This window comes from Nitrosomonas ureae (genome assembly GCF_900206265.1).
Classification (GTDB): Bacteria; Pseudomonadota; Gammaproteobacteria; order Burkholderiales; family Nitrosomonadaceae; genus Nitrosomonas; species Nitrosomonas ureae_C.
Genome location: NZ_LT907782.1, coordinates 647798 through 671242, shown reverse-complemented (window position 1 = coordinate 671242; position 23445 = coordinate 647798). Strand labels below are relative to the sequence as shown.

Annotated in this window: 22 protein-coding genes; 13 read left to right on the top strand and 9 right to left on the bottom strand. The window is 42.5% G+C overall.

The window, feature by feature from the left end:
- Nucleotides 1-18 precede the first annotated feature (18 nt).
- A complete protein-coding gene (locus tag CPG39_RS02945; protein WP_096291959.1) occupies nt 19-2460 on the bottom strand; it encodes an EAL domain-containing protein in 2442 nt (813 codons plus the stop codon).
- Between the two features lie 481 nt (nt 2461-2941).
- Here CPG39_RS02945 and CPG39_RS02940 point away from each other — a divergent pair, with 481 nt between their 5' ends.
- Nucleotides 2942-4222: a DUF2130 domain-containing protein gene (locus tag CPG39_RS02940; protein WP_096291958.1), complete on the top strand. Its 1281-nt coding sequence runs from the start codon at nt 2942-2944 to the stop codon at nt 4220-4222.
- A gap of 242 nt (nt 4223-4464) precedes the next feature.
- On the opposite strand, the gene CPG39_RS02935 is transcribed toward CPG39_RS02940, so the two are convergent.
- From CPG39_RS02935 to flgA, 3 genes are all read right to left on the bottom strand, one after another.
- Entirely contained in the window at nt 4465-4770 is a 306-nt protein-coding gene (locus CPG39_RS02935; protein WP_419866139.1) for an Mth938-like domain-containing protein, read from the bottom strand.
- A gap of 159 nt (nt 4771-4929) precedes the next feature.
- The gene (locus tag CPG39_RS02930; protein ID WP_096291956.1) at nt 4930-5208 is read right to left on the bottom strand and encodes a phosphopantetheine-binding protein; all 279 of its coding nucleotides are present in this window, start codon (nt 5206-5208) and stop codon (nt 4930-4932) included.
- A 125-nt stretch (nt 5209-5333) separates the two neighbouring features.
- A complete protein-coding gene (flgA, locus tag CPG39_RS02925; protein ID WP_231990373.1) occupies nt 5334-6056 on the bottom strand; it encodes a flagellar basal body P-ring formation chaperone FlgA in 723 nt (240 codons plus the stop codon).
- A 225-nt stretch (nt 6057-6281) separates the two neighbouring features.
- Between flgA and flgB the strand changes: the two genes are divergently transcribed.
- The 11 genes from flgB to flgL all read left to right on the top strand — a co-directional run bounded on the left by flgB (nt 6282) and on the right by flgL (nt 16792).
- On the top strand, nt 6282-6692 hold the full coding sequence (gene flgB / locus CPG39_RS02920; RefSeq protein ID WP_013647649.1) for a flagellar basal body rod protein FlgB: 411 nt from the start codon (nt 6282-6284) through the stop codon (nt 6690-6692).
- Nucleotides 6693-6695: 3 nt separating this feature from the next.
- Nucleotides 6696-7100, top strand: a complete 405-nt coding sequence (gene flgC, locus CPG39_RS02915) for a flagellar basal body rod protein FlgC (protein WP_096291954.1) — start codon at nt 6696-6698, stop codon at nt 7098-7100.
- An 11-nt stretch (nt 7101-7111) separates the two neighbouring features.
- Nucleotides 7112-7780 (top strand): flagellar hook assembly protein FlgD, encoded by a 669-nt coding sequence (locus CPG39_RS02910; protein ID WP_096291953.1) that lies wholly within the window; start codon nt 7112-7114, stop codon nt 7778-7780.
- Nucleotides 7781-7793: 13 nt separating this feature from the next.
- Nucleotides 7794-9065, top strand: a complete 1272-nt coding sequence (flgE, locus tag CPG39_RS02905; RefSeq protein ID WP_096291952.1) for a flagellar hook protein FlgE — start codon at nt 7794-7796, stop codon at nt 9063-9065.
- A gap of 30 nt (nt 9066-9095) precedes the next feature.
- The gene (gene flgF / locus CPG39_RS02900) at nt 9096-9839 is read left to right on the top strand and encodes a flagellar basal-body rod protein FlgF (RefSeq protein ID WP_013647645.1); all 744 of its coding nucleotides are present in this window, start codon (nt 9096-9098) and stop codon (nt 9837-9839) included.
- A 27-nt stretch (nt 9840-9866) separates the two neighbouring features.
- Entirely contained in the window at nt 9867-10649 is a 783-nt protein-coding gene (gene flgG, locus CPG39_RS02895) for a flagellar basal-body rod protein FlgG (RefSeq protein WP_013647644.1), read from the top strand.
- A gap of 25 nt (nt 10650-10674) precedes the next feature.
- Nucleotides 10675-11391: a flagellar basal body L-ring protein FlgH gene (locus CPG39_RS02890; protein WP_062559414.1), complete on the top strand. Its 717-nt coding sequence runs from the start codon at nt 10675-10677 to the stop codon at nt 11389-11391.
- A 45-nt stretch (nt 11392-11436) separates the two neighbouring features.
- Nucleotides 11437-12546 (top strand): flagellar basal body P-ring protein FlgI, encoded by a 1110-nt coding sequence (locus CPG39_RS02885; RefSeq protein WP_096291951.1) that lies wholly within the window; start codon nt 11437-11439, stop codon nt 12544-12546.
- A gap of 14 nt (nt 12547-12560) precedes the next feature.
- Nucleotides 12561-13556: a flagellar assembly peptidoglycan hydrolase FlgJ gene (flgJ, locus tag CPG39_RS02880; protein WP_096291950.1), complete on the top strand. Its 996-nt coding sequence runs from the start codon at nt 12561-12563 to the stop codon at nt 13554-13556.
- Nucleotides 13557-13639: 83 nt separating this feature from the next.
- Nucleotides 13640-15556 (top strand): flagellar hook-associated protein FlgK, encoded by a 1917-nt coding sequence (gene flgK, locus CPG39_RS02875; protein ID WP_096291949.1) that lies wholly within the window; start codon nt 13640-13642, stop codon nt 15554-15556.
- Between the two features lie 27 nt (nt 15557-15583).
- Nucleotides 15584-16792 (top strand): flagellar hook-associated protein FlgL, encoded by a 1209-nt coding sequence (gene flgL / locus CPG39_RS02870; RefSeq protein ID WP_096291948.1) that lies wholly within the window; start codon nt 15584-15586, stop codon nt 16790-16792.
- A gap of 14 nt (nt 16793-16806) precedes the next feature.
- Here the strand turns inward: flgL and purD are convergent, their stop codons facing one another.
- The 5 genes from purD to CPG39_RS02845 form a co-directional block, all read right to left on the bottom strand.
- Entirely contained in the window at nt 16807-18120 is a 1314-nt protein-coding gene (gene purD, locus CPG39_RS02865; protein WP_096291947.1) for a phosphoribosylamine--glycine ligase, read from the bottom strand.
- Nucleotides 18121-18134: 14 nt separating this feature from the next.
- Nucleotides 18135-19694, bottom strand: coding sequence for a bifunctional phosphoribosylaminoimidazolecarboxamide formyltransferase/IMP cyclohydrolase (gene purH, locus CPG39_RS02860; RefSeq protein WP_096291946.1), 1560 nt, complete (start codon nt 19692-19694; stop codon nt 18135-18137).
- Nucleotides 19691-19933 carry a helix-turn-helix domain-containing protein gene (locus CPG39_RS02855; RefSeq protein WP_013647637.1) on the bottom strand — a complete coding sequence of 81 codons (243 nt, stop codon included), beginning with the start codon at nt 19931-19933 and terminating at the stop codon, nt 19691-19693. Before CPG39_RS02855 ends, purH begins: the two co-directional genes overlap by 4 nt.
- A gap of 3 nt (nt 19934-19936) precedes the next feature.
- The gene (gene dusB / locus CPG39_RS02850) at nt 19937-20944 is read right to left on the bottom strand and encodes a tRNA dihydrouridine synthase DusB (RefSeq protein WP_096291945.1); all 1008 of its coding nucleotides are present in this window, start codon (nt 20942-20944) and stop codon (nt 19937-19939) included.
- 179 nt (nt 20945-21123) lie between these two features.
- A complete protein-coding gene (locus CPG39_RS02845) occupies nt 21124-22296 on the bottom strand; it encodes an FAD-dependent monooxygenase (RefSeq protein WP_096291944.1) in 1173 nt (390 codons plus the stop codon).
- A gap of 324 nt (nt 22297-22620) precedes the next feature.
- Here CPG39_RS02845 and CPG39_RS02840 point away from each other — a divergent pair, with 324 nt between their 5' ends.
- Nucleotides 22621-23394, top strand: a complete 774-nt coding sequence (locus CPG39_RS02840) for an ankyrin repeat domain-containing protein (RefSeq protein ID WP_231990372.1) — start codon at nt 22621-22623, stop codon at nt 23392-23394.
- The last annotated feature ends 51 nt before the right edge of the window (nt 23395-23445 follow it).

Genomic DNA, 23445 nt, shown 5'->3' with positions numbered 1-23445 from the left:
CTGATGATGAATAAAAACTCAGGATTTTAAATCTGCCAATTGATCGGGAAAGTCACGTATTAAATCGGGGATGTGTTTGGGAGAAATCGGTTTGCTAAGCCAGTAACCCTGTAATTCATTACATCCGTGACCGAGCAAAAAAGTAATCTGATCATATGTTTCGATGCCTTCAGCGGTTACTTGCAGATTAAGCTTCTGAGCTAATGCCAGAACAGCTGTTGCAATGGCGCAATCATTCTTGTCCAGCGGGATTCCCTTAACAAAGCTTTGGTCAATCTTTAAGCGATGTATCGGGAGGTTTTTTAACGAACTCAGGCAAGAATAACCTGTGCCAAAATCATCAATGGAGATGAGTATTCCCAATTTTTTTAATTGTTCCAGGCAGGAGATATAAATTAATTCATTTTGCAAACAAGATTCTGTGATTTCCAGTTCGAGAGAATGCGCAGGGAGAGAATACTGATGTAATAATTTTGCGATAAATTTTTGCAGATTATTATCTGCGAGCTGGCGTATTGAAACATTTACTGACATACGTAAATTGTCCAAACCATCGGTTCGCCATTGATGCAGTTGCTTGCATGCTTCCTTTAAGACCCAATTACCGATATCAATAATTAATCGGCTGGTTTCGGCAACGGGAATAATTTCTGCCGGTAGTAGTAGTCCTCTCTTGGGATGCTTCCAACGGATCAGAGCTTCCACTCCAATTATTTCTTTATTTATCAGAGAAAATTGGGGCTGAAAATAAAGTAAAAATTCATCATTGATCAGCGCATGATGCAATTCCCTTTCCCGCGTCAGGTGATGGGCGGCCCTTTGTGTTAGACCAGGATGATAGAAGGCGTAATTGTTACGCCCGTTCTTTTTAGCTTCGTACATTGCTGTATCCGCCATTTGCACTAAATGATCCGGATTTTCGGAGTGATGGGGATACACGCTGATGCCAATACTGCATGAGGGGATTATTTCCATATTACTGAGAACGACAGGCTTCGAAATGCAATCCAATATTTTTCCGGCAATTCTGATCAAGGCATCATATGATTCAACGTTACCCGCAACAGCAATATACTCATCCCCGCTCAATCTCCCTAATGTATCGCTTTGGCGTAATACTGATAATATTCTTTGCGAAATGAGACATAGCATTGAATCGCCGTGTTTATGCCCCAAAGTATCATTAATTCGTTTAAAGTTATCCAGATCAATAAATAATATGCCCAGCAAGGATGAATCACGTGCCGCCTTTGCTATGGCCTGATTGAGGCGATCCATGATCAAAATACGATTAGGTAAATTAGTAAGGCTATCGTAATACGCAAAATGCGCTAATTGCTCTTGGGTTTCACGGATCTTTGTAATATCCGATATCATCACTACAAACTGCTTTTCCATACCTGTCTCGACCGGAATTAGTCCGATCGTAAGCCAGATGTACATTATTTCTTTATTTCTTTTAAATGCCTTGATTTCTCCGCGCCAACAGCCATGTGTCTCAACGCTACGCCATAAGTCCTCATAAATATTTCCATTCAGTGATCGATGGGTAAGAAAAGGCAATTCTTTATTCTTGAGATTACGCTCTTGATACTGGGTCATGGAATAAAAGGCATTATTGGCGCAATCAACCAACTTGTTCTTGTTCAGGATGATAATACCTTCCGTGGAACATTCAAAAACCGTTGCTGCCTGAGCTAGGCGATCTTTTGCAAGTCGATTTTCAGTAGTTTCCTGCAAGATTCCAACAACTTGATATTGAGCGGAGCTACCATTCTCAAATGATTTCCCGTATAGCTTGTACCAGCAAATTTTCCCTGCGCTAGTGGTGACACGAAATTCTATTTCGGCTGCGTAACCTTTTTTAGCACAGAGTTTATCAATGAAGTCACAAACTTTTGATTTATCGCTATTGTCGATGGTGAGGAAAAAACTTTCCCAATTGGTTATGGGTTCAAGATCGCCTCTCGGGCTTTTGCCCATGAATACCTTCTGGGAAGCTTTTGTCACCTCCCAGGTGCCCATACGTGCCGCTTCTAATGCAAGGCGTAAGTGCTGCTCGCTTTTTTTTAACAGAATATCACTTTCGTAGCGTTCTATACTGACTTGGATGATGATATTTAATTCTCTGTCAGAAAAGGGTTTTAGCAGATACCCGTAGGGTTTGGTTGCTTTTGCGCGGGTTACGGTTTGCGCTTCGGAATAGGCTGTGAGATAAATTATTGGAATACTATGCGTTCTTTGCAATATGCCGGCCAACTCGATTCCATCCATACTTCCTTGGATATGAATATCCATCAAAACAATATTGGGCAGATCCTGATTCACCAGAGTTAACGCTTTTTGACCATTGGCAGCCATCCCTGTGACGTGGTAACCTAATTTCGTCAGACGCCTTTTTAAATCAAGAGCCACTATTTTTTCATCTTCGATAATCAGTATCTTGATAAATTCACTCATAGTTGCGACCCTTGGTAAAGATTGATCGAGTTGAATCTATTCAATATTTCTCAAGGAAAGGCTTGAAAAGTGGCCTCGCTTGATTGAACAGACCTGTTCATGCATAAAGTAAAAATCTTGCGGTGAATGTCTGTGCTGTTTTTTCATTGCGGGTAATTTATAGAAGTAGAACGCATTTCACGTTTTGCCGTCAAGTGCTGCATGTGTTCATTTGAGCGAAGGATATGAAATATTTCTTCAAAGCTTGTTTTTTGCATCGCTTACACATTCGTAAATCTGTTATCGTTGCGCTCTGGCAAACTGCACGATAGTGCATTGGTTTTTTTATTTAATGTTCAAGCAGTTTGACCGGCTAATATAGCCTGCTTTTACTTACTTGGTTTAAAAAAGTTGCAACTTCAGATTTGAATCCACTGCAAAATCAAGGTGCCAATCACGTGCAGTGAATAATATCATTGCCCTTAACCGGAGAAACAGCGTTATGACAGAACCAACGATTACCTGCTGGAACTGCAAAACAGAAATCAAGCTCACTGAATCATTGGCAGCCCCACTGATCGAATCGACGCGCAAGCAATTTGAGCAACGATTAGCCCAAAAAGACAGCGAAATCATTCAGCGTGAGCAAGCGATACGTGACAAGGAAAAGCAGTTGACCGAAGACAAACGCGGGTTGGAAGACCAGATAGCCACTCAAGTGGCGGAGCAGCTGAAAACAGAGCGCGTGCGTGTGATTGCAGAAGAGTCCCGCAAAGCTAAGTTGGCCAATGCCGCTGAGCTGGAAAGCAAGGGGCGCGAATTGATCGAGTTACAAGAAATACTGAAAGTCCGTGAAGAAAAGCTCGCGCAAGCACAACTAGCGCAAGCTGAATTGATCAAGAAACAGCGAGAACTTGATGATGCCAAACGCGAGTTGGAGCTCACCGTTGCCAAGCGGGTGCAGGATGGATTGATCGAAGCTCGTACCCTCGCCAAAAAAGAAGCCGAAGAAGAGCAAAAATTCAAAGTAATGGAAAAGGAACAAACCATTGCCGCGATGCAAAAACAGATTGAAGACCTCAAACGTAGAGCAGAGCAAGGATCGCAACAATTGCAAGGGGAAGTGCAGGAACTCGAGCTGGAGAATCTTTTGCGCTTGAAATTTCCTTATGATGGGATTGATCCGGTACCCAAGGGGGAATATGGTGGGGATGTGTTGCATCGTGTTGTTGGCACAGGCGGCCAACCGTGTGGTGTCATTTTGTGGGAATTCAAACGTACCAAGAATTGGAGCGATACCTGGTTGGTGAAACTGCGTGATGATCAGCGTACCGCGAAGGCGGAAATCGCCATTATTGTGAGCCATAGCCTGCCAAAAGGTGTTGAAACGTTTGAATTGATTGAAGGTGTTTGGGTTACCCATCCACGTGCCACATTGCCGGTAGCGATGATTCTGCGTCAATCCCTATTGGAAGTTGCATTAGCGCGCCAATCATCCGAAGGCCAGCAAACCAAAACCGAAATGGTCTACCAGTACCTCACCGGTCCGCGTTTCCGTCAGCGTGTGGAAGCAATTGTCGAAGCGTTTTCCACTATGCAACAAGATCTCGAAAGGGAACGAAAGGCGATTATGAAACAATGGGCCAAACGCGAAGAACAGATTGAACGCGTGATGACAGCGACAGTGGGCATGTACGGAGATTTGCAAGGGATTGCGGGCAGGTCCTTGCAAGAAATCGAGGGATTGGAACTAACTGCGCTTGAAGTCAAAGATACTGATTGATGATAGTTTGATGGTTTGTTCAATTCACCTGGCGCTCGTGCCCAGTAAGTAGCGCTACTGCTACTTCCTTGCCAATCGGGCAGAGTCTAGAATTGACGGGAATTGCGGCATCTTGTTGTGACGCAGTTGTTTGCGCAACATAGTCTTACTATGAATATCTATACCGTGAGTCTGAGAATGCTTCCTTTTTGGTATTTTGATGTCGTTCAGGATAGCGGGTGTTCCCTTGCATCGCTGCAGTTTTATATAAACAGAGCCGCTGCGACGTGCCGTCCTTCTTCAACTAAAATATTATAGGTCCGGCAGCAAGCTTTTGTGTCCATAATCTCAATTCCAATACCCATTTTAGCCATTTGATCCAGCAATGAATAGTGCGGGAATTGATGCGAGATACCTGTGCCTAGAACAACTATTTCTGGTGTATGAGGTAACAGATTTTCAAAATGCTGTATCTCTAGCTCGGAAATCGAAATAACCGGCCAGTTTTCAATTAGCTGGCTCGGTAATACAATCAAATTTTTTTCATATCGAATTTGATTGATTTCCACATATTCGTCACCGTACCCAGTGAAAATATATTGATGAGAGAAATGAGCAGGGTGTAATTTCAATGCTATGCTCCATGATGATTTTGATTGTATTAAAAGTGATTATGCATGAATTGAATCAGAACACAATCGGTAGTGTGCCGGTATTTGAGGGTAGATTCAGGCTAATTGCCTGTTCTTTTCAGCCAGTTTTATTTCTACAAAGTTAGCCAATGAACTAAGCTTCTCAAAAGTTTTGGCACTAATTTCGTCATCCTTTATTGAGATAGAAAATTTTTGCTCTAAAGCCAAAATGATCGTAACAATTGCAACTGAATCAAGCTCAGGAATATTGCCGAGTAATATTACATCCGACCCCATTGCATCGAGCCGTTTGTCCAATCCTAAAGTATCGGTCAGAATTTTTTTGATTTCAAGCGTATGGTTTATGTTTATCACAGTAAAAAATAATTTGTTAATTGTTTTGCGATGTCATTAATGATTATAAATCTGATTTAAGTATTAATACGGTATTAATTTTTAGTGGTTAGCGACTGCAGGGGAATTATTCTGTTGGGTATAAGCTATGGTTTTATTTCAACAATTGAATTGGGACGGGCTAATCCGCTGACGATTCGTCCTGATTTATTGCGAACTTGAATCACCTGCCCATCAGCCGCATCAGCTAATGCTTGTCCCTCAGATTGAATATTAAATCCGCGGCCTTGAACGACTAAACTGACGGTTTGTCCCCGTAAGATTACATAGGGAGCCCGTAGCATTTGCGGACGTAAGGGTTGACCGGCTGGTAAATTAGTTGCGGCAACTTTACCCACTATTAGCGAAGCATCGGTGAGTATGCCTTCGGGTAATTGTGTCAGATTGGTATTCTGAGGCGCAATATCCTCATTGGTGATTATTTGTCCGGTAGCGATAGGTCGAGCGGTATGTAACACATTCGACATCACATTTATCTCTGCTTGCACGTAGATGGTCCAGGTTGCAATCCCGCTATTACAACGGACACCAATAGAAGTTTTTCCCCATAAACGGTTTCCTACCGGAATAAAAGGTTCTAACTGCGGACACTCCGGTAATACCAGGTGTCTGTCAATTTGACTTATATTTACAGTGACGTGACCGGGCAAGCTAGCTGTGTTGCTGTAGAGAAAATTTTCAATTGCATTATTTATCAGAGATATTTCTTGTCTAGGGGGAATATTTTTGTGCCGAGACGCAAGTGCCGGCGTAAAAGAAGCAAGTACCACGATGATTGGGCAAAGGATTAATATTGAGTAACGTATCATAATTTTTTTATTTGCTGGATCATTCATTTTTGCCGATGCCGGCAATTATTGCCGCTATATCCGTATATTAAGCAATTGCAAATGGATTCATGCTCAAAGATAACCTCTATTTCTTGTCTTTATTGTTGCTTCGCCTATCAATCCGAGCATTTACTATAGTTGGCATGCTAAATGCTAAATGCTAAATGATGAATAGAAAATTATTTGATTAAGGCAATATAGAAGATGATTAATAAACTTGATAAAGAATTAAATTATCACCACACTGCGTTAAGCTTAAGGGTTGCGAGGCAAGAATTACTTTCAAGCAATGTGGCTAATGCTGATACCCCTAATTTTAAGGCAAAAGATATTGACTTTGCCAGTATGCTTCATGAAAAACTTTCTTCTACCCCAAGCCTGAAAAAAGTAAGCCTTAATACGACATCGTTAATGCATATTAATTCATCTGTGCCTGGATTATTCGGAGATAACATTCTATATCGCGTTCCTTTGCAACCTAGCGCAGATGGAAATACGGTTGATATGGATATGGAACGCACCCGATTTGCTGATAATGCAATCAAGTACGATGCGAGCATCACTTTCTTAAGTAATGAGCTTAAAAATATATCATTAGCATTGCAGGAGAGATAAAAAATGTCATTATTTAATGTGTTTGGTATAGCTAGCTCGGCCATGTCCGCGCAGTCGCAGCGTTTGAATGTGGTGGCGAGCAATCTTTCGAATGCGGATAGTGTTACCAGTTCGACTGGAGAACCATATCGTGGACGTCAAGTGGTTTTCAGCACATTGCGTGCGGATGCTAATGGTGCTGCGGGTGTTAAGGTTGCGGGCGTTATTCATGATCCATCGCCGATGCGGCAAGTATTTGAACCCAATCATCCATTTGCGAATACAAGCGGTTATGTGACGATGCCAAATGTCAATGTCGTCGATGAAATGGTCAATATGATGTCGGCCTCACGCTCGTATCAGAATAGTGTCGATATGATGAACACTACTAAGTCTCTGTTACAAAAAACCCTGACCCTCGGTCAATAAAGGAGCATTCCATGACTTCAGTTCAAGCAGCCGATTCGCAATCAATTTCGGCGGGAACCACAGCAGGTATCAAAACTAAGAAGGATGCCGAAAACCCTCAGGATCGTTTTTTGAAGCTTCTGATTACCCAAATGAAAAATCAAGACCCACTCAAACCATTAGACAATGCAGAAGTGACTAGTCAGTTGGCGCAAATCAGCACGGTGACAGGTATCGATAAATTAAACACAACACTGCAGCAATTGGTTTCCAGCGCTGATGATGGCCGATCGATCGAAGCATTGGAAATGATTGGACATAGCGCTTATGTTCCCGGCAAATCCATTACTCTTGAAGGAGAAGGCGCTATAGCCGGAATTGAATTAGCTCAATCGGTCGATCAAGCAACTGTAACGATATTCGATAGCTTGGGTATTGCAATTAGAAAAATGGAATTGGGTGTGCAACCGGCAGGCGTCAGTACTATTGCTTGGGATGGCGAAACAGACAGCGGCACTCAAGCAGCCGCGGGTGATTATAGTTTTGAGGTTACTGCAAAACAGGGTGATAAGGACGTAAAAGTCAATACGCTTTCATTTGGAACGGTAAATAGCGTTTCCCATGGAGAACTGGGTACTTTTCTCGATATGGGTAAAGCGTTGGGATTAGTCAGTTTATCTGACGTTAAACAGGTATTTTGATTAGGAGAGCAAGATGGGTTTTCAACAAGGTTTAAGTGGTTTAAGCGCGGCATCGACAAATCTGGATGTAGTGGGTAATAACATTGCCAATGTAAATACTGTCGGGTATAAACAGTCTCAAGCTCAATTTACCGATATATTTGCAAATTCATTGGATGGAGCCGGTTCTTCGCGCACTCAAGTGGGCATTGGTGCGAGAGTAGCTACTGTTGCGCAGTTATTTAACCAGGGGGATATTGCGCCAACCAATAATCCATTGGATATCGCGATAAATGGCCAAGGTTTTTTTCGTATGAATGATAACGGTGTGATTAGTTATAGCCGTAATGGTCAATTCCGTCTCGATGGAAATGGATTTCTCACCGATGCGAGCGGAATAAATCTGACCGGGTATGCACCCGATGCGGATGGCAATATAAACACCGCTCAGCCAACCAATCTACAATTGAATACCAGCGATATTTCTCCAAGAGTCACATCGACTTTCAATCTGGGTTTTAATTTGCCATCAAATGCTGATGCGCCTGCAGTCGCTATTTTTGATGCGAATAATACTCAGAGCTTTAATGAAAAAAGATCCGGAGTGTTTTTCGATAGCTTAGGTAATGATCATGCGTTTACTTATTATTTTCAGAAATCGGGCGCATTAGCCAATACATGGGATATGTATGCGAGTGTCGATGGCGCAATTGATCCGGCAGGCGTCCCTATTGGCGTTACGTTGGACGGCGCTGCTGCAGTGACCTTAACGTTTGACGATAATGGAATTCTGACTGCACCGATCGCACCTTTTAATGTGTCAGTGGATTTGGCAACCATCAATCCGACACTGGGAGCAGGCTCTCCTTTGGTTTTCGCTTTGGATCTGACTACAGCGACACAATTTGGCTCTCAATTTGGTATTAATTTGGCACAGAGCGATGGATATGCATCGGGTCGATTAGCTGGTTTTACAACGTCTCCTGAGGGAATAATTCAAGGAAATTACAGTAATGGACAAAATAAAACACTGGGGCAAGTTGTCTTGGCCAGTTTTGTAAATCCACAAGGTCTCAATCCCATTGGTGATGGTCGTTGGATAGAAACGCCCAGTTCAGGCCAACCACTGGTTGGACAGCCCAACTCAGGAACGTTAGGAGTGCTGCAAGCTTCTGCCGTTGAATCCGCCAATGTGGATTTAACCTCTGAATTGGTAAAAATGATTACCGCTCAGCGTATGTATCAAGCGAATGCGAAGACAATTGAAACTCAGGATGCAATTTTGCAAACATTGGTTAATCTTTAGTTTTTTTTTACGAAAGTTGAGTAGAAATCCATGGATCGACTTATTTACACATCAATGACCGGTGCAAACCATACGCTGAATCAACAAGCGACGGTAGCACACAATCTCGCTAATGCATCAACCACGGGCTATCGGTCTGAAACCAATGCATTCCGTGCGGTTCCATTATTTGGCGATGGATTGCCGACCCGCGCTTTTGTGGTGGATTCAACAACAGGTTCCGATTTCACTACCGGCCCATTAGAAACAACTGGGCGCGATCTTGATGTCGCTATTCGTGGTCCTGGTTGGATTTCCGTACAGCTTGATAATGGTGAAGAGGCGTATACCCGCAATGGCAGTTTGCAAGTCGGTCCAAATGGTTTGCTGTTAACCCAGAATGGCCTGAAAGTTAAAGGTGACACGGGGGTTATTTCTGTCCCACCGGAAACGCGTATAACCATCGGTGTGGATGGAACCGTATCAACAGTTCCGCTTAATGCGCTGCCAAATACTGTGGCTATTGTCGGGCGAATTAAGTTGGTCAATCCTCCGGAGGAGAGTCTTGTAAAAGGTGCCGATGGTTTGTTTCGTCAGAAAGACGGTAAGGAGGCACTTGTTGATGCCAGAGTTCGACTGATCGACGGAACACTGGAAGGCAGTAATGTGAATGTCGTGCATGAGATGGTCAGCATGATTGCTTTGGCTCGTCAGTTCGATATGCAAATGAAGATGCTGGAGAATGCAGAACGCAACGCACAGCAGGCGAGTCAAATTATGCTTGTAAGAGCTTAGAAACAGTAAATTGAGGGGATTAATCAAATGATACGTTCATTATGGATTTCCAAAACGGGTTTAGAAGCACAGCAAACCAAATTGGATGTGATTGCTAATAATTTGGCGAATGTCAATACCAATGGTTTTAAGCGATCTCGTGCAGTGTTTGAAGATTTAATGTATCAAACGTTGCGACAACCCGGCGCTCAATCCTCGCAACAAACCCAATTACCTTCTGGTTTACAGCTTGGCACGGGTGTTAAACCAGTAGCAACTGAAAGTATTTTTACCCAGGGAATAATACAACCGACAGATAATCCGCGCGATGTTGCAATCCGAGGGCTGGGTTTTTTTCAGGTGCTAATGCCTGATGGTACAACTGCTTATACTCGTGATGGAGCATTTCAATTGGATCTTAATGGTCAACTTGTAACCTCGAGCGGATATATGGTACAGCCGGCAATTGTTGTTCCACCCAATACTCAGACTGTGACTGTAGGGCGAGATGGCACGGTATCTGCAACGGTGCCCGGCTCTAATGTACCTATACAACTTGGTAATATCCAATTGGCAAGCTTCATCAATCCATCCGGATTACAGAAAATGGGCGAGAACCTTTATATGGAAACTGCATCCAGCGGGACGCCCAATCAGAATGCGCCTGGGACAAATGGATTGGGAATTCTGGATCAGGGATTCGTTGAAACTTCAAATGTAAGTGTAGTGGAGGAATTGGTTAATATGATTCAAACGCAACGTGCTTATGAAATGAATTCCAAGTCTATTGAGACATCCGATCAAATGCTGCAAAAACTAGCGCAATTATAATCGGTTAATTACGGGAGTAATAGGAATGGTTAACTGCCAGCCGTTGATAGGTAATAAATATCTTTTCGCGTATATATTGATGTTTTTTATGCTCGCATCGGGTTGTACAACCACGCCATCAACAGTTACTCATCAACCTAATTCCTTACGACCAGCTCATCAAAGCTTGGCAGTCATTCAGCCTAATGGCTCCATTTTGCAAGCCCTAAATAGTACGACGAATGGTGTTCGTTATACCCCTTTATTTGAAGATCGCCGCGCAAGAAGTGTTGGCGATACGATCATTGTTACTTTGAATGAACGAACCAATGCAAGTAAGAGCTCAGGAAGTAATGTAGATCGCTCAGGAAGTATTGATTTCTCGGTTCCCAGTCTTCTTGGAATACCTTTAGGTTTATTAAAAAAACACGCCACTGTTGAAGCTAAATCCAATAATAGTTTTGATGGCGGTGGTGAGAGTTCCAGCAAAAATGATTTTAAAGGAACGATTACAGTAACAGTGATTGAGGCATTGCCCAATGGAAATCTGGTGGTCAGTGGTGAAAAACAGATTGGTATAAACCAAGGGCAAGAATTCATCAGGCTTTCTGGAGTGGTCAATCCAATCCATGTCATGGGAAACACCATATCATCGACACAGATAGCTGATGCGCGCATTGAATATCGAGCTAATGGCTATATTGATGAAGCTCAGACGATGGGGTGGTTATCGCGCTTTTTTCTGAATGCGACACCTTTTTGATTATTTTGATACGTATATTCGATTTTCTGAAAAGTACATAACATTATGAAAATTTTGCACATGATTATTCAAAGTTTGCTGATGATATGCTTATTCCTGCCGGGCATAAGTCTAGCGGATCGAATAAAGGATTTAGCATCGATTCAGGGAGTACGTAACAATCAATTGATAGGTTATGGGTTAGTAGTCGGCTTAGATGGAAGTGGTGATATGACTACCCAGACACCATTTACGGTACAAAGCATTATCAATATGTTGGGTCAGCTAGGTGTTAATTTGCCGCCCGGAACCAATTTACAGTTACGAAATGTTGCAGCTGTAATGGTGACAGCAACACTGCCGGCATTTACCAAAACCGGGCAGCATATTGATGTTACGGTATCGTCCATGGGAAATGCAAAAAGCTTGCGTGGCGGAACGTTGCTAATGACTCCACTAAAAGGAGCTGATAATCAAGTTTATGCAATGGCACAAGGAAGTGTTTTGGTAGGGGGTATCGGCGCCGCTGCCGGAGGAAGCAGTGTGCAGGTTAATCATCTCAGCGTGGGAAGGATCACCGGAGGAGGTATAGTCGAACGTGAGATTCCAACGGTTGTAGGGCAGGGGGATTACATTAATCTTGAGCTGAATTCAACCGACTTTACAACGGTGAATCGAATCGTAGATGCCATTAATTCATTTTACCCGGCTTCTGCCGTTGCGGTTGATGGACGTGTCGTGCAAGTGAAAGCGCCTGCTGATACTAGCCAGAGAATCATGTTTATTTCCCAGATTGAGAGCATGGATGTAGTTCCCGCTAAAGCAACAGCAAAAGTTATTGTTAATTCCCGCACCGGATCAATTGTAATGAATCAATCGGTGACGCTGGAAACAAGCGCAATTGCGCATGGCAATTTATCAATCATTATTAATACAGAGCCTGTCATTAGCCAACCAGGCCCTTTTGCACAGCGGGGCGAAACTGTTGTCACACAACGGTCTCAAGTTGAGATACGTACTGACGAAGGAAATTTAATGTTGTTGCCAAACGGAGCCGATCTTGGGGAAGTTGTTAAAGCGTTAACAGCGATTGGTGCAACAACACAAGATTTATTGTCCATTTTGCAAGCACTAAAAGCCGCGGGTTCGTTGCGTGCGGATTTGGAAATTATTTAACCCGGAAAATATACATGATGATATCAGCGGATATTTCAAGCAAGCTTGCAGTCGATGCCAAAAGCATTGATGATTTGCAGTTGATGGCAAAACGGAATCCGCAGCAGGCGCTGCATAAGGCGGCACAGCAATTTGAAGCACTGTTTATGAATATGTTACTTAAAAGCATGCGGGAGGCGACTCCTAAAGATGGAATTTTTGATAGTCAACAAACGCAGTTTTTTACACAGATGTATGACCAACAACTTGCCCAGCATCTGTCAACCAAAGGAATTGGTATCGCTAATATATTAGTAAAGCAATTAGGTAGAACAGAGGGTTCGATTGAACCACAGACTTCGATAAGTCAGGCCGATGCTATTTTGTCTTCTATTAATGCCGTTAATCCGCCATCACCTCCAAAAAATGGACACCCCGAGGATATATCCGGCCAATTGTGGTCCAGCATGCATAATTCGAAGAAAGCAGAACAAATGACTTCAACGAATGAAGTTTTTATAACGCCCATTCAAATTGAATCACAGCTGACGAAATCGTTCAATCGCTCAATGGATTTTATCGATACGCTTCTACCACATGCAAAGGCGGCCTCTCAATCAACGGGTATTCCTTCTCATTTTATGCTGGCCCAGGCAGCCCTTGAGAGTGGTTGGGGCAAACATGAGATTCGTCGTGATGACAATAGCCCAAGCTACAATTTGTTCGGTATTAAAGCCGGCTCAAGTTGGAAGGGTGACACCGTAGAGAAAGTAACTACTGAATATATTAATGGTATACCACAAAAGATCGTAGATAAATTTCGTGCTTATAGCTCCTATGCGGAAGGGTTTAACGATTATGCTAGATTGTTATTGGATAATCCGCGCTATGCAAAAGTCTTAGAATCTCCTGATTTTGCTGGATTTGCAACAGGTTTGCAGCGAGCTGGTTATGCTACCGATCCCAAATATGCCGAGAAGCTGATTCGAATAATTAACAGTGAAGCAATGCGGAATCGTGAATTCATTTGACAAAGAAATTTTCTTAATTCTTTTATCAACTTACCGATATCACTATTAGAAATTTAATAAAATTAAAGGCCAGCATATAAGCTATGGGAAATGGTATTCTTGACATTGGGATTTCTGGTTTACTAACTGCGCAAAATCAGTTACTAACAACCAGTCATAATATCAGTAATGTGGCTACTCCCGGGTATAATCGCCAGCAGGTCATACTGAACACCAATACACCCCAATCATCGGGAGCCGGATTTGTTGGGCGTGGTGTTCACTCAACGACAGTTCAACGTATATACAACCAATTTCTTGTTAACCAATCCTTACAGATCCAAACACAAAGCCAATCGCTCGATAGTCATTTTGCACAAATTAAGCAACTAGACGATATGCTGGGAGACACTACTTCAGGACTCTCTCCAGCACTCCAAAATTTTTTTAGTGCATTGCAAGACGTGGCATCAAATCCATCTGTGATTCCATCACGCCAAGCTATGATAAGTAATGGTGAAGCGCTCGCGGCGCGATTCCAAAGTATGGATCAACGCATGTCACAAATGAGAGAAGACATTAACGCTCAAGTTACCAGTATTGTTGTTGAGGTAAATTCTTTGGCGGGTCAGCTAGCCGAGATAAATCAACAGATTACACTGGCAGAAGGCGCATCTGGTGGGCAACCCGCTAATGATATGCTCGATCAGCGTGATGAACTTATCAACCGGCTAAGTAAATTAATCAATACGGATACCATTCGGGAAAGTAATGGAAGTGTAAGTATTTTTGTGGGAAATGGACAAGCATTGGTTGTTGGAAGCCAGGTACTATCGCTAAAAGCGATCCAATCACCTGATGATCCGAGCGATTTAACCTTAGGTCTCATCTCAAGGAATAATACTATTCAAATTCATGAGGATCAGATTACCGGTGGGGTTTTGGGAGGGCTTTTGTCCTTTCGAAGCGAAACGCTTGATAATGCACAAAATGCTTTAGGAAGAATTGCCATTACGTTAGCGCATAGTTTCAATGAGCAACATCAGTTAGGTGTGGATCTTAATGGTGATATGGGAGAAAATTTCTTCACTGTCTCCTCGCCCAAGGTAATTTCAGCATTAACCAATAATCCGGCTTCTAATATCACTGCAAGCATAAGTGATCATGGTGCCTTAACTACGAGTGATTATCAGTTCTCATACGATGGCACTAACTATACATTAACGAGATTATCAGATAATACTTCGGTAAGTACCTTAGTTGCTCCGTCAGGAGGAGCGCCATTAGTGCTTGATGGTATTTCTGTTACCGGAGCGACTATTCTTACTAATGAGAGATTCCGAATACAACCTACTGTAAATGGCGCGAAAGATATCGCGGTAAATATTGCCGACACAACCAAAATTGCTGCAGCAGCGCCTAATCGTACCAATGCAGCAGTAACGAATATCGGTACTGGAAAGATCAGTGCTGGCACTGTAAATCCTTTGCCTTTGGATCCCAATCTTCAGCAACCCCTGACTATAACATTTCATGCGCCATACGATGGTCAATATGATGTGACGGGTACTGGTGCCGGGTTACCAGCCACTAATCAAGCATATACTGAAGGAGCTGATATTAGTTTCAATGGTTATACTTTTCAAATTAGTGGCAACCCTGCTGCAGGGGATATTTTTACAATTACACCTAACCTTAACGGCTCTGCCGATAATCGGAATGCATTGTTGCTGGGTGCCTTACAAACTAAAAATACTGTGGAGAATGGTACGGCATCATACCAGTCCGCTTATGGACAGCTTGTTAGTCAGATTGGTAATAAAACGCGAGAATTGGAAGTGACCAGTAAGTCACAAGCTAATTTCCTGGCACAAATTGAAAATACTATACAGTCCACATCAGGTGTTAATCTGGATGAAGAAGCTGCCAATTTAATGCGTTTTCAGCAAGCTTACCAAGCTGCAAGTAAGATTATTGAAATGAGCAATACACTGTTTGATTCAATTCTTCGTATCCGTTAAATGTATTTCTAAGCTGAGGGTCATATCATGCGCGTCAGTACACAAACAATTCATGAAACTGGGACTAATTTGATGCTCCAGAACCAGGGCAACTTAGTTAAGACCCAACAGCAACTATCTACCGGTAAACGAATCCTGACACCTTCAGATGATCCAATTGCTGCGGCACAGGCGTTGAATGTTACACAAGCAGCATCACTGAATAAACAATTCTCTGTTAATCGTGCCAGTGCAAGCTCCTCATTGGGGCTGGAAGAGAATGTACTCAAGCAAATAACTTCGATTCTTCAGAGCGTGCATAACTCAGCCGTTTATGCCGGAAATTCGACACTAAACGATGCGGATAAGAAAATTCTTGCTACGGAATTACGTGGTAAGTTTGATTCATTAGTGGGTTTAGCCAATACCACGGATGAAAATGGGCAATTCCTATTTTCGGGATATCAAGCTAATACAAAGCCTTTTGTTCAAACGGGTCTGAATGTGCAGTATGCGGGAGATCAAGGGCAGAGAATGAATCATGTTGGATCGGCGCGTCAGCTTGCTGTCAGCGATTCTGGTACCGATGTTTTTGAGCGTATAAAGGACGGGAACGGTATTTTCTCAACCGCAGCCGACGCATTAAACACGGGTACTGGCATTATCGATAAGGGATCAGTGACTGTACCAACTGATCTTACTGGTGCTAATTATGAAATTAATTTCACAGTTGCAGCCGGTGTGACAACCTATGATATTGTAAACGTAACCACAGGGTCGGCAGTTTCGTCAGGTAATCCTTACACCAGTGACAGCGCGATCAGTTTTGATGGAATACAATTAAGTATTACGGGGGATCCGGCGAATGGGGATAGATTTACAGTTTTTCCAAGCAGTAATCAAAGTATTTTTGAAACCGTGAGCGATTTGATTACGGCACTCGAAACACCGTCCAGCAGTCAACCGGCAAGCACACGATTGTCAAATAGCTTAAATACAGCACTTCAAAATATTAACAACAGTTTGGAGCATGTACTTACTAAACAGTCCGCTATCGGGGCTCGAATGAATGAAATAGACAGCTTGGAAAGTGTTGGCGAAGATCAAAGTATTCAATTTGAAAAACTACTTTCTGATTTGCAAAACGCCGATCTGTCGAAGGTAATTTCAGATTTTCAAAGACAACAGCTGTATCTCCAAGCTGCGCAACAATCCTATATTAAAATTTCTGGGTTATCCTTGTTCAATTATATTTGAAAATACTTATTCAATTACTTTTTGTTTTTTTCCTGATAATTTATGCCTTGAGAGCCGATATCATGGCGAATTTGGTAATCCTCGAAGTAAATTTTTTCGATGAGCTTATAAGCATTTTGCTGAGCGGCTTTAACATTTTCGCCTAGTGCCGTTGCGCATAAAACCCGTCCTCCTGCAGTCAGAATTTCGTTTCCGTCTTTTCCTTTCATGATCGTTCCGGCGTGGAAAATATGAAAAGTGTCATTGTCCTTTTGTTCATTGATAAGATCATGCAGGCCATGAATGACATCATTTTTTCTCGGATTTTCAGGATAACCATGCGCCGCCATCACAACCCCAAGCGCGGCACGTTTGTCCCATTCAATATCAACATTGCCTAGCGTTCCATTTATAGCATGCTCAATGAGTGTCAACAGATCGCTTTTTAAACGAAGTATGATAGGTTGCGTTTCCGGATCTCCCAGACGGCAGTTAAATTCCAGTACGTTTGCATGACCATCCGCTGTAATCATTAAACCGGCGTAAAGAAAGCCGGTATAGCGGATGCCCTCTTGCCGTAATCCGCTAATGACAGGATCGATAATATTACGCATGATTTGTGCATGCAGATCGGGTGAAATAAAAGGAGCGGGTGAGTATGCGCCCATTCCGCCAGTATTAGGACCCAATTCTTTATCATAAAGACGTTTATGATCTTGACTTGTTGCTATCGGGAGGATATGGAGGCCATCCGTCATGACGATAAAGCTGACTTCTGTGCCCTGGAGAAATTCTTCTATAATAATTTCACATCCTGCAGTGCCAAGATTTTTATTGACCAGTATGGCATCCACAGCTGAGTGTGCTTGTTCATGGGTTTGTGCAACAATGACACCTTTTCCTGCCGCGAGGCCATCTGCTTTGATTACTAAAGGGATGGGTTGCTGATCAATATATTGATGTGCTAATTCAGCATCAGTGAAGCTCATGTAGGATGCGGTAGGAATCTGGTGTCGCTGCATGAATTTCTTGGCAAAAATCTTTGAAGTCTCGAGCTGAGCCGCTTGCTGAGTTGGTCCAAATATTTTTAAGCCGCTGGCTTGGAAGGCATCAACAATACCTGCAGCAAGCGGTATTTCTGGTCCGACAACGGTGATTACAACATGCTCTTTCCGTGCAAATTCGATTAACTCAGGGATTGCAGTAATGGGAATATTTTCTACCCCTGGCTCTAGTGCAGTACCCGCATTTCCAGGTGCCACAAATACCTTGTGTACGCGTGATGAGAGGCTTAATTTCCATGCCAGCGCATGTTCTCTGCCTCCCCCACCAATAACTAATAGTTTCATGATACAGAGATTTTCTAATGTCTAAAATGACGGATGCCTGTGAATATCATGGAGATGCCTTGTTCATCCGCGGCCGCAATAACTTCGTCATCACGAATACTGCCGCCAGGCTGAATTATCGCTGTTGCTCCTGCTTGTACAACAACGTCTAAACCATCGCGGAAGGGGAAAAATGCATCCGATGCGACAACAGAATCTGCAAGTGTATAGCCCGATTGCTGGGCTTTTATGGACGCAATCCGTGCGCTATCAATCCGACTCATTTGACCTGCGCCAATGCCGATTGTTTGACCGTTGCGGCAAAATACAATTGCATTGGATTTGACAAACTTTGCTGCTCTCCATGCGAACAATAAATCATCCAATTGTTGCGAAGTGGGTTTTACTTTGGTGACTATCGTCAAATCGGCTGCGGTAATATTAGAAATATCCGGTGTTTGAACAAGAAGTCCGCCATTGACTTTTTTTAAGTCATAGATAGAGCCTCCTGTTTGTAACGGTACCATCAATACTCGAATGTTATTTTTTTGTAATAACAACTGTTGCGCTTCGGGTGAAATTTCCGGCGCAATAATCACTTCAACAAATTGTTTGAGGATCGCCTCTGCAGTATCTTTATCGATGATTCGATTGAAAGCGATGATGCCGCCAAAAGCAGAAACCGGGTCGGTTGCGAATGCCAGTTGATAAGCACTCAGTACTGATTCAGAAATGGCTATTCCGCAAGGATTGGCATGTTTTACAATTACACAGGCCGGTTTGTCAAATGTTTTAACACATTCCCACGCTGCATCGGTATCTGCAATGTTATTGTAGGATAATTCTTTTCCTTGCAGCTGTTGATAATTCCCCAAACCACCAGCAGTTATGACCGAATCTCGATAGAATGCCGCTTTTTGATGGGGATTTTCTCCGTAGCGTAAATTCTGTGCGATATTGAAATTCAGATGAAGTGATTCTGGGAAATCTTTGTGGAGAAAGTTTTCATCCAATGCAGTCAAATAATTACTGATGGCACTGTCATACGAGGCTGTATGCGCAAAAGCTTTTTGGGCCAACTTAAAACGAGTGGTCGCATTGATCGATTTATTGTTAGCTTCCAGTTCTTCGCAGAGTGAAGAATAATCCAAGGGGTCGGTTATTACGGTGACTTTCTGATAATTCTTAGCAGCTGCGCGGATCATTGTGGGGCCTCCAATGTCAATATTCTCAATCGCATCACTGAGTGTGGAGTTTTGTTTTGCGATTGCCTGCCTGAATGGATATAGATTGACTATTACCAGTTCGATATTTGATATTGATGCTTGATCAAGCGCTTGCTGATGATCAGGCAAATCATCGCGGGCGAGAATACCTGCATGAATTTTTGGGTGAAGTGTTTTCACTCGACCATCCAGCATTTCCGGAAAACCCGTGTAATTACTAACTTCAATAACGGATATTCCAGCTTCATTTAATAATTTCGCAGTACCGCCCGTAGATATAATTTTGATGCCGTATTGTATGAGTTTCCGGGTTAGATCAATGATTCCGGTTTTATCAGAAACACTGATGAGTGCTTGTTTAATAATCATTTAATCTGATATTGTTTCATTTTTTGACGTAAGGTATTGCGGTTAATTCCAAGTAATTCAGCCGCTTGTGTTTGATTCCCTTGGGTATGCTGAATGGCAACTTCTATTAAAGGTTTTTCAACGCTTTGAATTACCATGCTATAAATATTTCCCGGCTTTTCTCCATCCAGATCGTTGAGATACCCACCTATGGCATTTCGTATGCATGATGCAATTTCATTCTCCTTTACTGCGCTCATAAACTAATTACTCCCCTCTTTGATATAACTCAATCTTTGGCCTTGTTTAGCTAATTGGGTAAAAAATTTATTGGTTTCAGAAATTTGCTGATCACTGGTCGGTAATTGGTTCATTGCCTGACGAAAGCCGGCGGAACCTATGAGCCCTTTGGTGTACCAGGATATATGTTTGCGTGCGATGCGAACGCCCGAGTATTCACCATAGAAATGATATAAATCATACAGATGATCAATTAAAACTCTATGTATATCAGATACTTCAGGTGATTGTAGATGTTGGCCTGTAGTAAGAAAATGATCAATTTCGCGGAAAATCCAGGGTCTTCCCTGCGCAGCGCGGCCAATCATAATCGCATCCGCTTTAGTATAAACCAGGATTTGTTTTGCTTTTTCCGGGGTAGTGATATCGCCATTTGCGATGACAGGAATTCTAACTGCTGCCTTCACCGCGGCGATGGTGTCGTATTCCGCGGTGCCAGTGTATGCGCATGCTCGTGTCCGACCATGAATTGCAAGTGCCTGAATGCCGGAATTTTCTGCAATACGTGCAATTGCTAACGCATTCTTATGCTGTTTATCCCATCCGGTTCGGATTTTAAGTGTTACTGGAATATCAACTGCTCTGACTACAGTAGTTAGGATCTTTTCTACTAATTTTTCATCTTGTAATAGTGCTGAACCAGCCATGACATTACAAATTTTTTTTGCCGGACATCCCATATTGATATCAATGATCTGGGCACCATTTTCTGCATTGTACTGTGCTGCTGCCGCAAGCATCTGCGGGTCAGCGCCAGCAATCTGAACAGAAACGGGAGAAACTTCTCCTTCATGATTCGCGCGACGCTGTGTTTTTTTAGAACCCCAGAGCAGAGAGTTGCTTGATACCATTTCGGATACGGCCATCCCGGCACCCATTGATTTACAAAGCTGTCTGAATGGTCGATCGGTAACACCGGCCATTGGAGCAACAATCAATTTATTCTTTAGAATGTGAGGGCCGATTTGCATGAAAACATCTTTTGGAGATTAGTAATAGTAGGTTAGCTCTGATGTTGAGTATTGCTGTAATTTGAAAGTTTGTAGAAAGTAGCTTAAAGCCCAACCGTGCAAAACGGAACTCTATATTCGTATTCCCTGCGCGCTTTATTATAACCTTTGTCAAATTGACCGTGGAACAAAGATCAACATTATCTTTTAGCGCCAAATATCATTCGACGTGCAACAAAACGCTTCAGCGGCGGTAGGCAATCCAACGTACTTAAGCCAAATCCACAAGCCTGGTTTAGTATTTTATTATCATTGGAAAATAGCTTGACCAAAGTATCGGTAAAGATTCTAACAGCGTTACTGTCTTTTTGTCTTCTCTGGCGATATCTGGATAGCATGGTGGATGTGCCGAGCTCTTGCGATACATCTTTTGTGTGAACAATTTCATGTGCCAATTCGTAGGCATCCCTCAGGCCTAGGTTAAACCCCTGTCCTGCAACAGGATGTAAAGTTTGGGCTGCATTGCCGATGAGTGCAATTCTTTGCGATACGGAGGATGCGGCATATTTAAGTGATAACGGAAATGCCGATCTTTTTCCCGCATCAATAAATTTTCCGAGTCTATCACCAAAATGTTGGTGAAGCTGGAATAAAAAAGATTTGTCATTCAATTCGGTAATTTTTTTTACAATTTCTGGAGCTACAGTCCATACCAAAGAAAAATCCGGATCATTGGGAAGTAGCGCAATAGGTCCATCCGGCGTAAAGCGCTCATAAGCGATACCCGCTTGCTTGTTCTCAGCTCTGATATTTGCTACTACTGCCCATTGCTGATAGTCATAGGATTGATAATTAATGTCGGGGATGTGCTTGGTAAGCTGACCGCCATCAGCCAGAACTAGCAGCTTAGCGGTTACTTGTTTCGATTGTCCGCGATGATCAAAAAATACATTGCCTGAGCTTTCAGCAGTATCGATTCGGGTAACTAAAGCACCAGTAATATATTTGGATTGCGCGGCAGTTAGCTGCGTATGCATGGCGCTAAAAAGATCATGATAATTCACTACATAACCCAACGCAGGAACACCGGCATCCAGAGATTCCAAAATAGTACGACCAAAACTGCCGCGGTTGGAAATATGAATTGTCCGGATCGGGGTATTTTGTATTAACTTATCCCACACTTTCAGGCGCTGCAATATCAGATGGCTGCCATGCGATAATGCCAATGGACGCGGATCCTCGTCTTTTTCCGGTAATCCGCGAGCTTCAAGAAGCAGGCTGGATATTCCATGATCATGCAGGCTAAGCGCTAATGCCATGCCTACTGGGCCACCGCCAACAATAACAATGTCATAATGATCAATGATCATAAAAATTAATTTTTTGAATTATTTGCAGAGTAAGAACTTTAGCTTATTAACTGTAATTACATGACCAGCCAAGATACCACGTTAAATACGCTCCGATTGGTATCCATCAAAATTAGCGGTTTGCGTCAGATTTTTTTATCGGGCAGTAGATTAATACAGTCTATGCAACAATAGCATACAGCACATGATCTTGAAATGTAATAGATAAGAGAATTCTGGGTTACATGGCGGTAATAAAATTGTTTAAATTGTATAATTCTTCCATTCGATTAATAAATACAAAACCGATAAGCTGATTAGAATTCTGGAATCATATGAATATAATTGAATGATTATAGGAAATTTTGCATGATAAGATTTTTCAAAAAAGAATTTATAACAAAAGTAATATTTTTGCTGGCTTTTCTAGCTTTCGATGCCTGGTCAGGGAATACTGATGATGAATTGATTACTGCCGCAGATAAGGGAAATCTTTCTGTGGTGAATACTATTCTTGAGAATCAAAAAATAGGCTCGAAAGAATTGAATGCGGCATTTCTAGCAGCGGTAAATAAAGGAAATTCCGCTATCGTCGAGCGGTTTCTACAAGCCGGTGCGGATGTGAATCTAAGAGCAGATGACGGTCTCTCTCCTTTAATGCGTGCTTCCCGGGATGGTCGTGATCAGATGGTTGAGATTTTATTGAGAGCTGGCGCGGATGTGAATGCCGTTTCTGAAGAAGATGGCACAGCATTGATGCTGGCTGCTGAGAAAGATAGACGGAAAGTAATTACTCTGTTGTTAGACGCCCAGAGCGATGTGAATGCTAAACGGGCAGACGGTATGACAGCTCTCATGCTGGCTGCTCAGGAAGGGCATCAGCAGACCATTCAAATTCTGGTTAATGCAAAAGCTGAAGTAGATTATCAGTTGGAAAATGGTGCTACTGCATTAATGCTTGCAGTTCAACATGGTAATTTGAGAGCAGTCTATTCGCTGATCGCAGCAAATGCCAATCTCAATCTTAAAGCGGGTAATGGAATGACTGCATTGATGCTTGCCAGCCGCTATCATCATCGGGAAATTACTGAATTATTAAAAAAGGCGGGGGCTCGTTAGTAACTATCGATACACAACTTCTCATCGAGTTGTTATAGTGTATTTTTTATA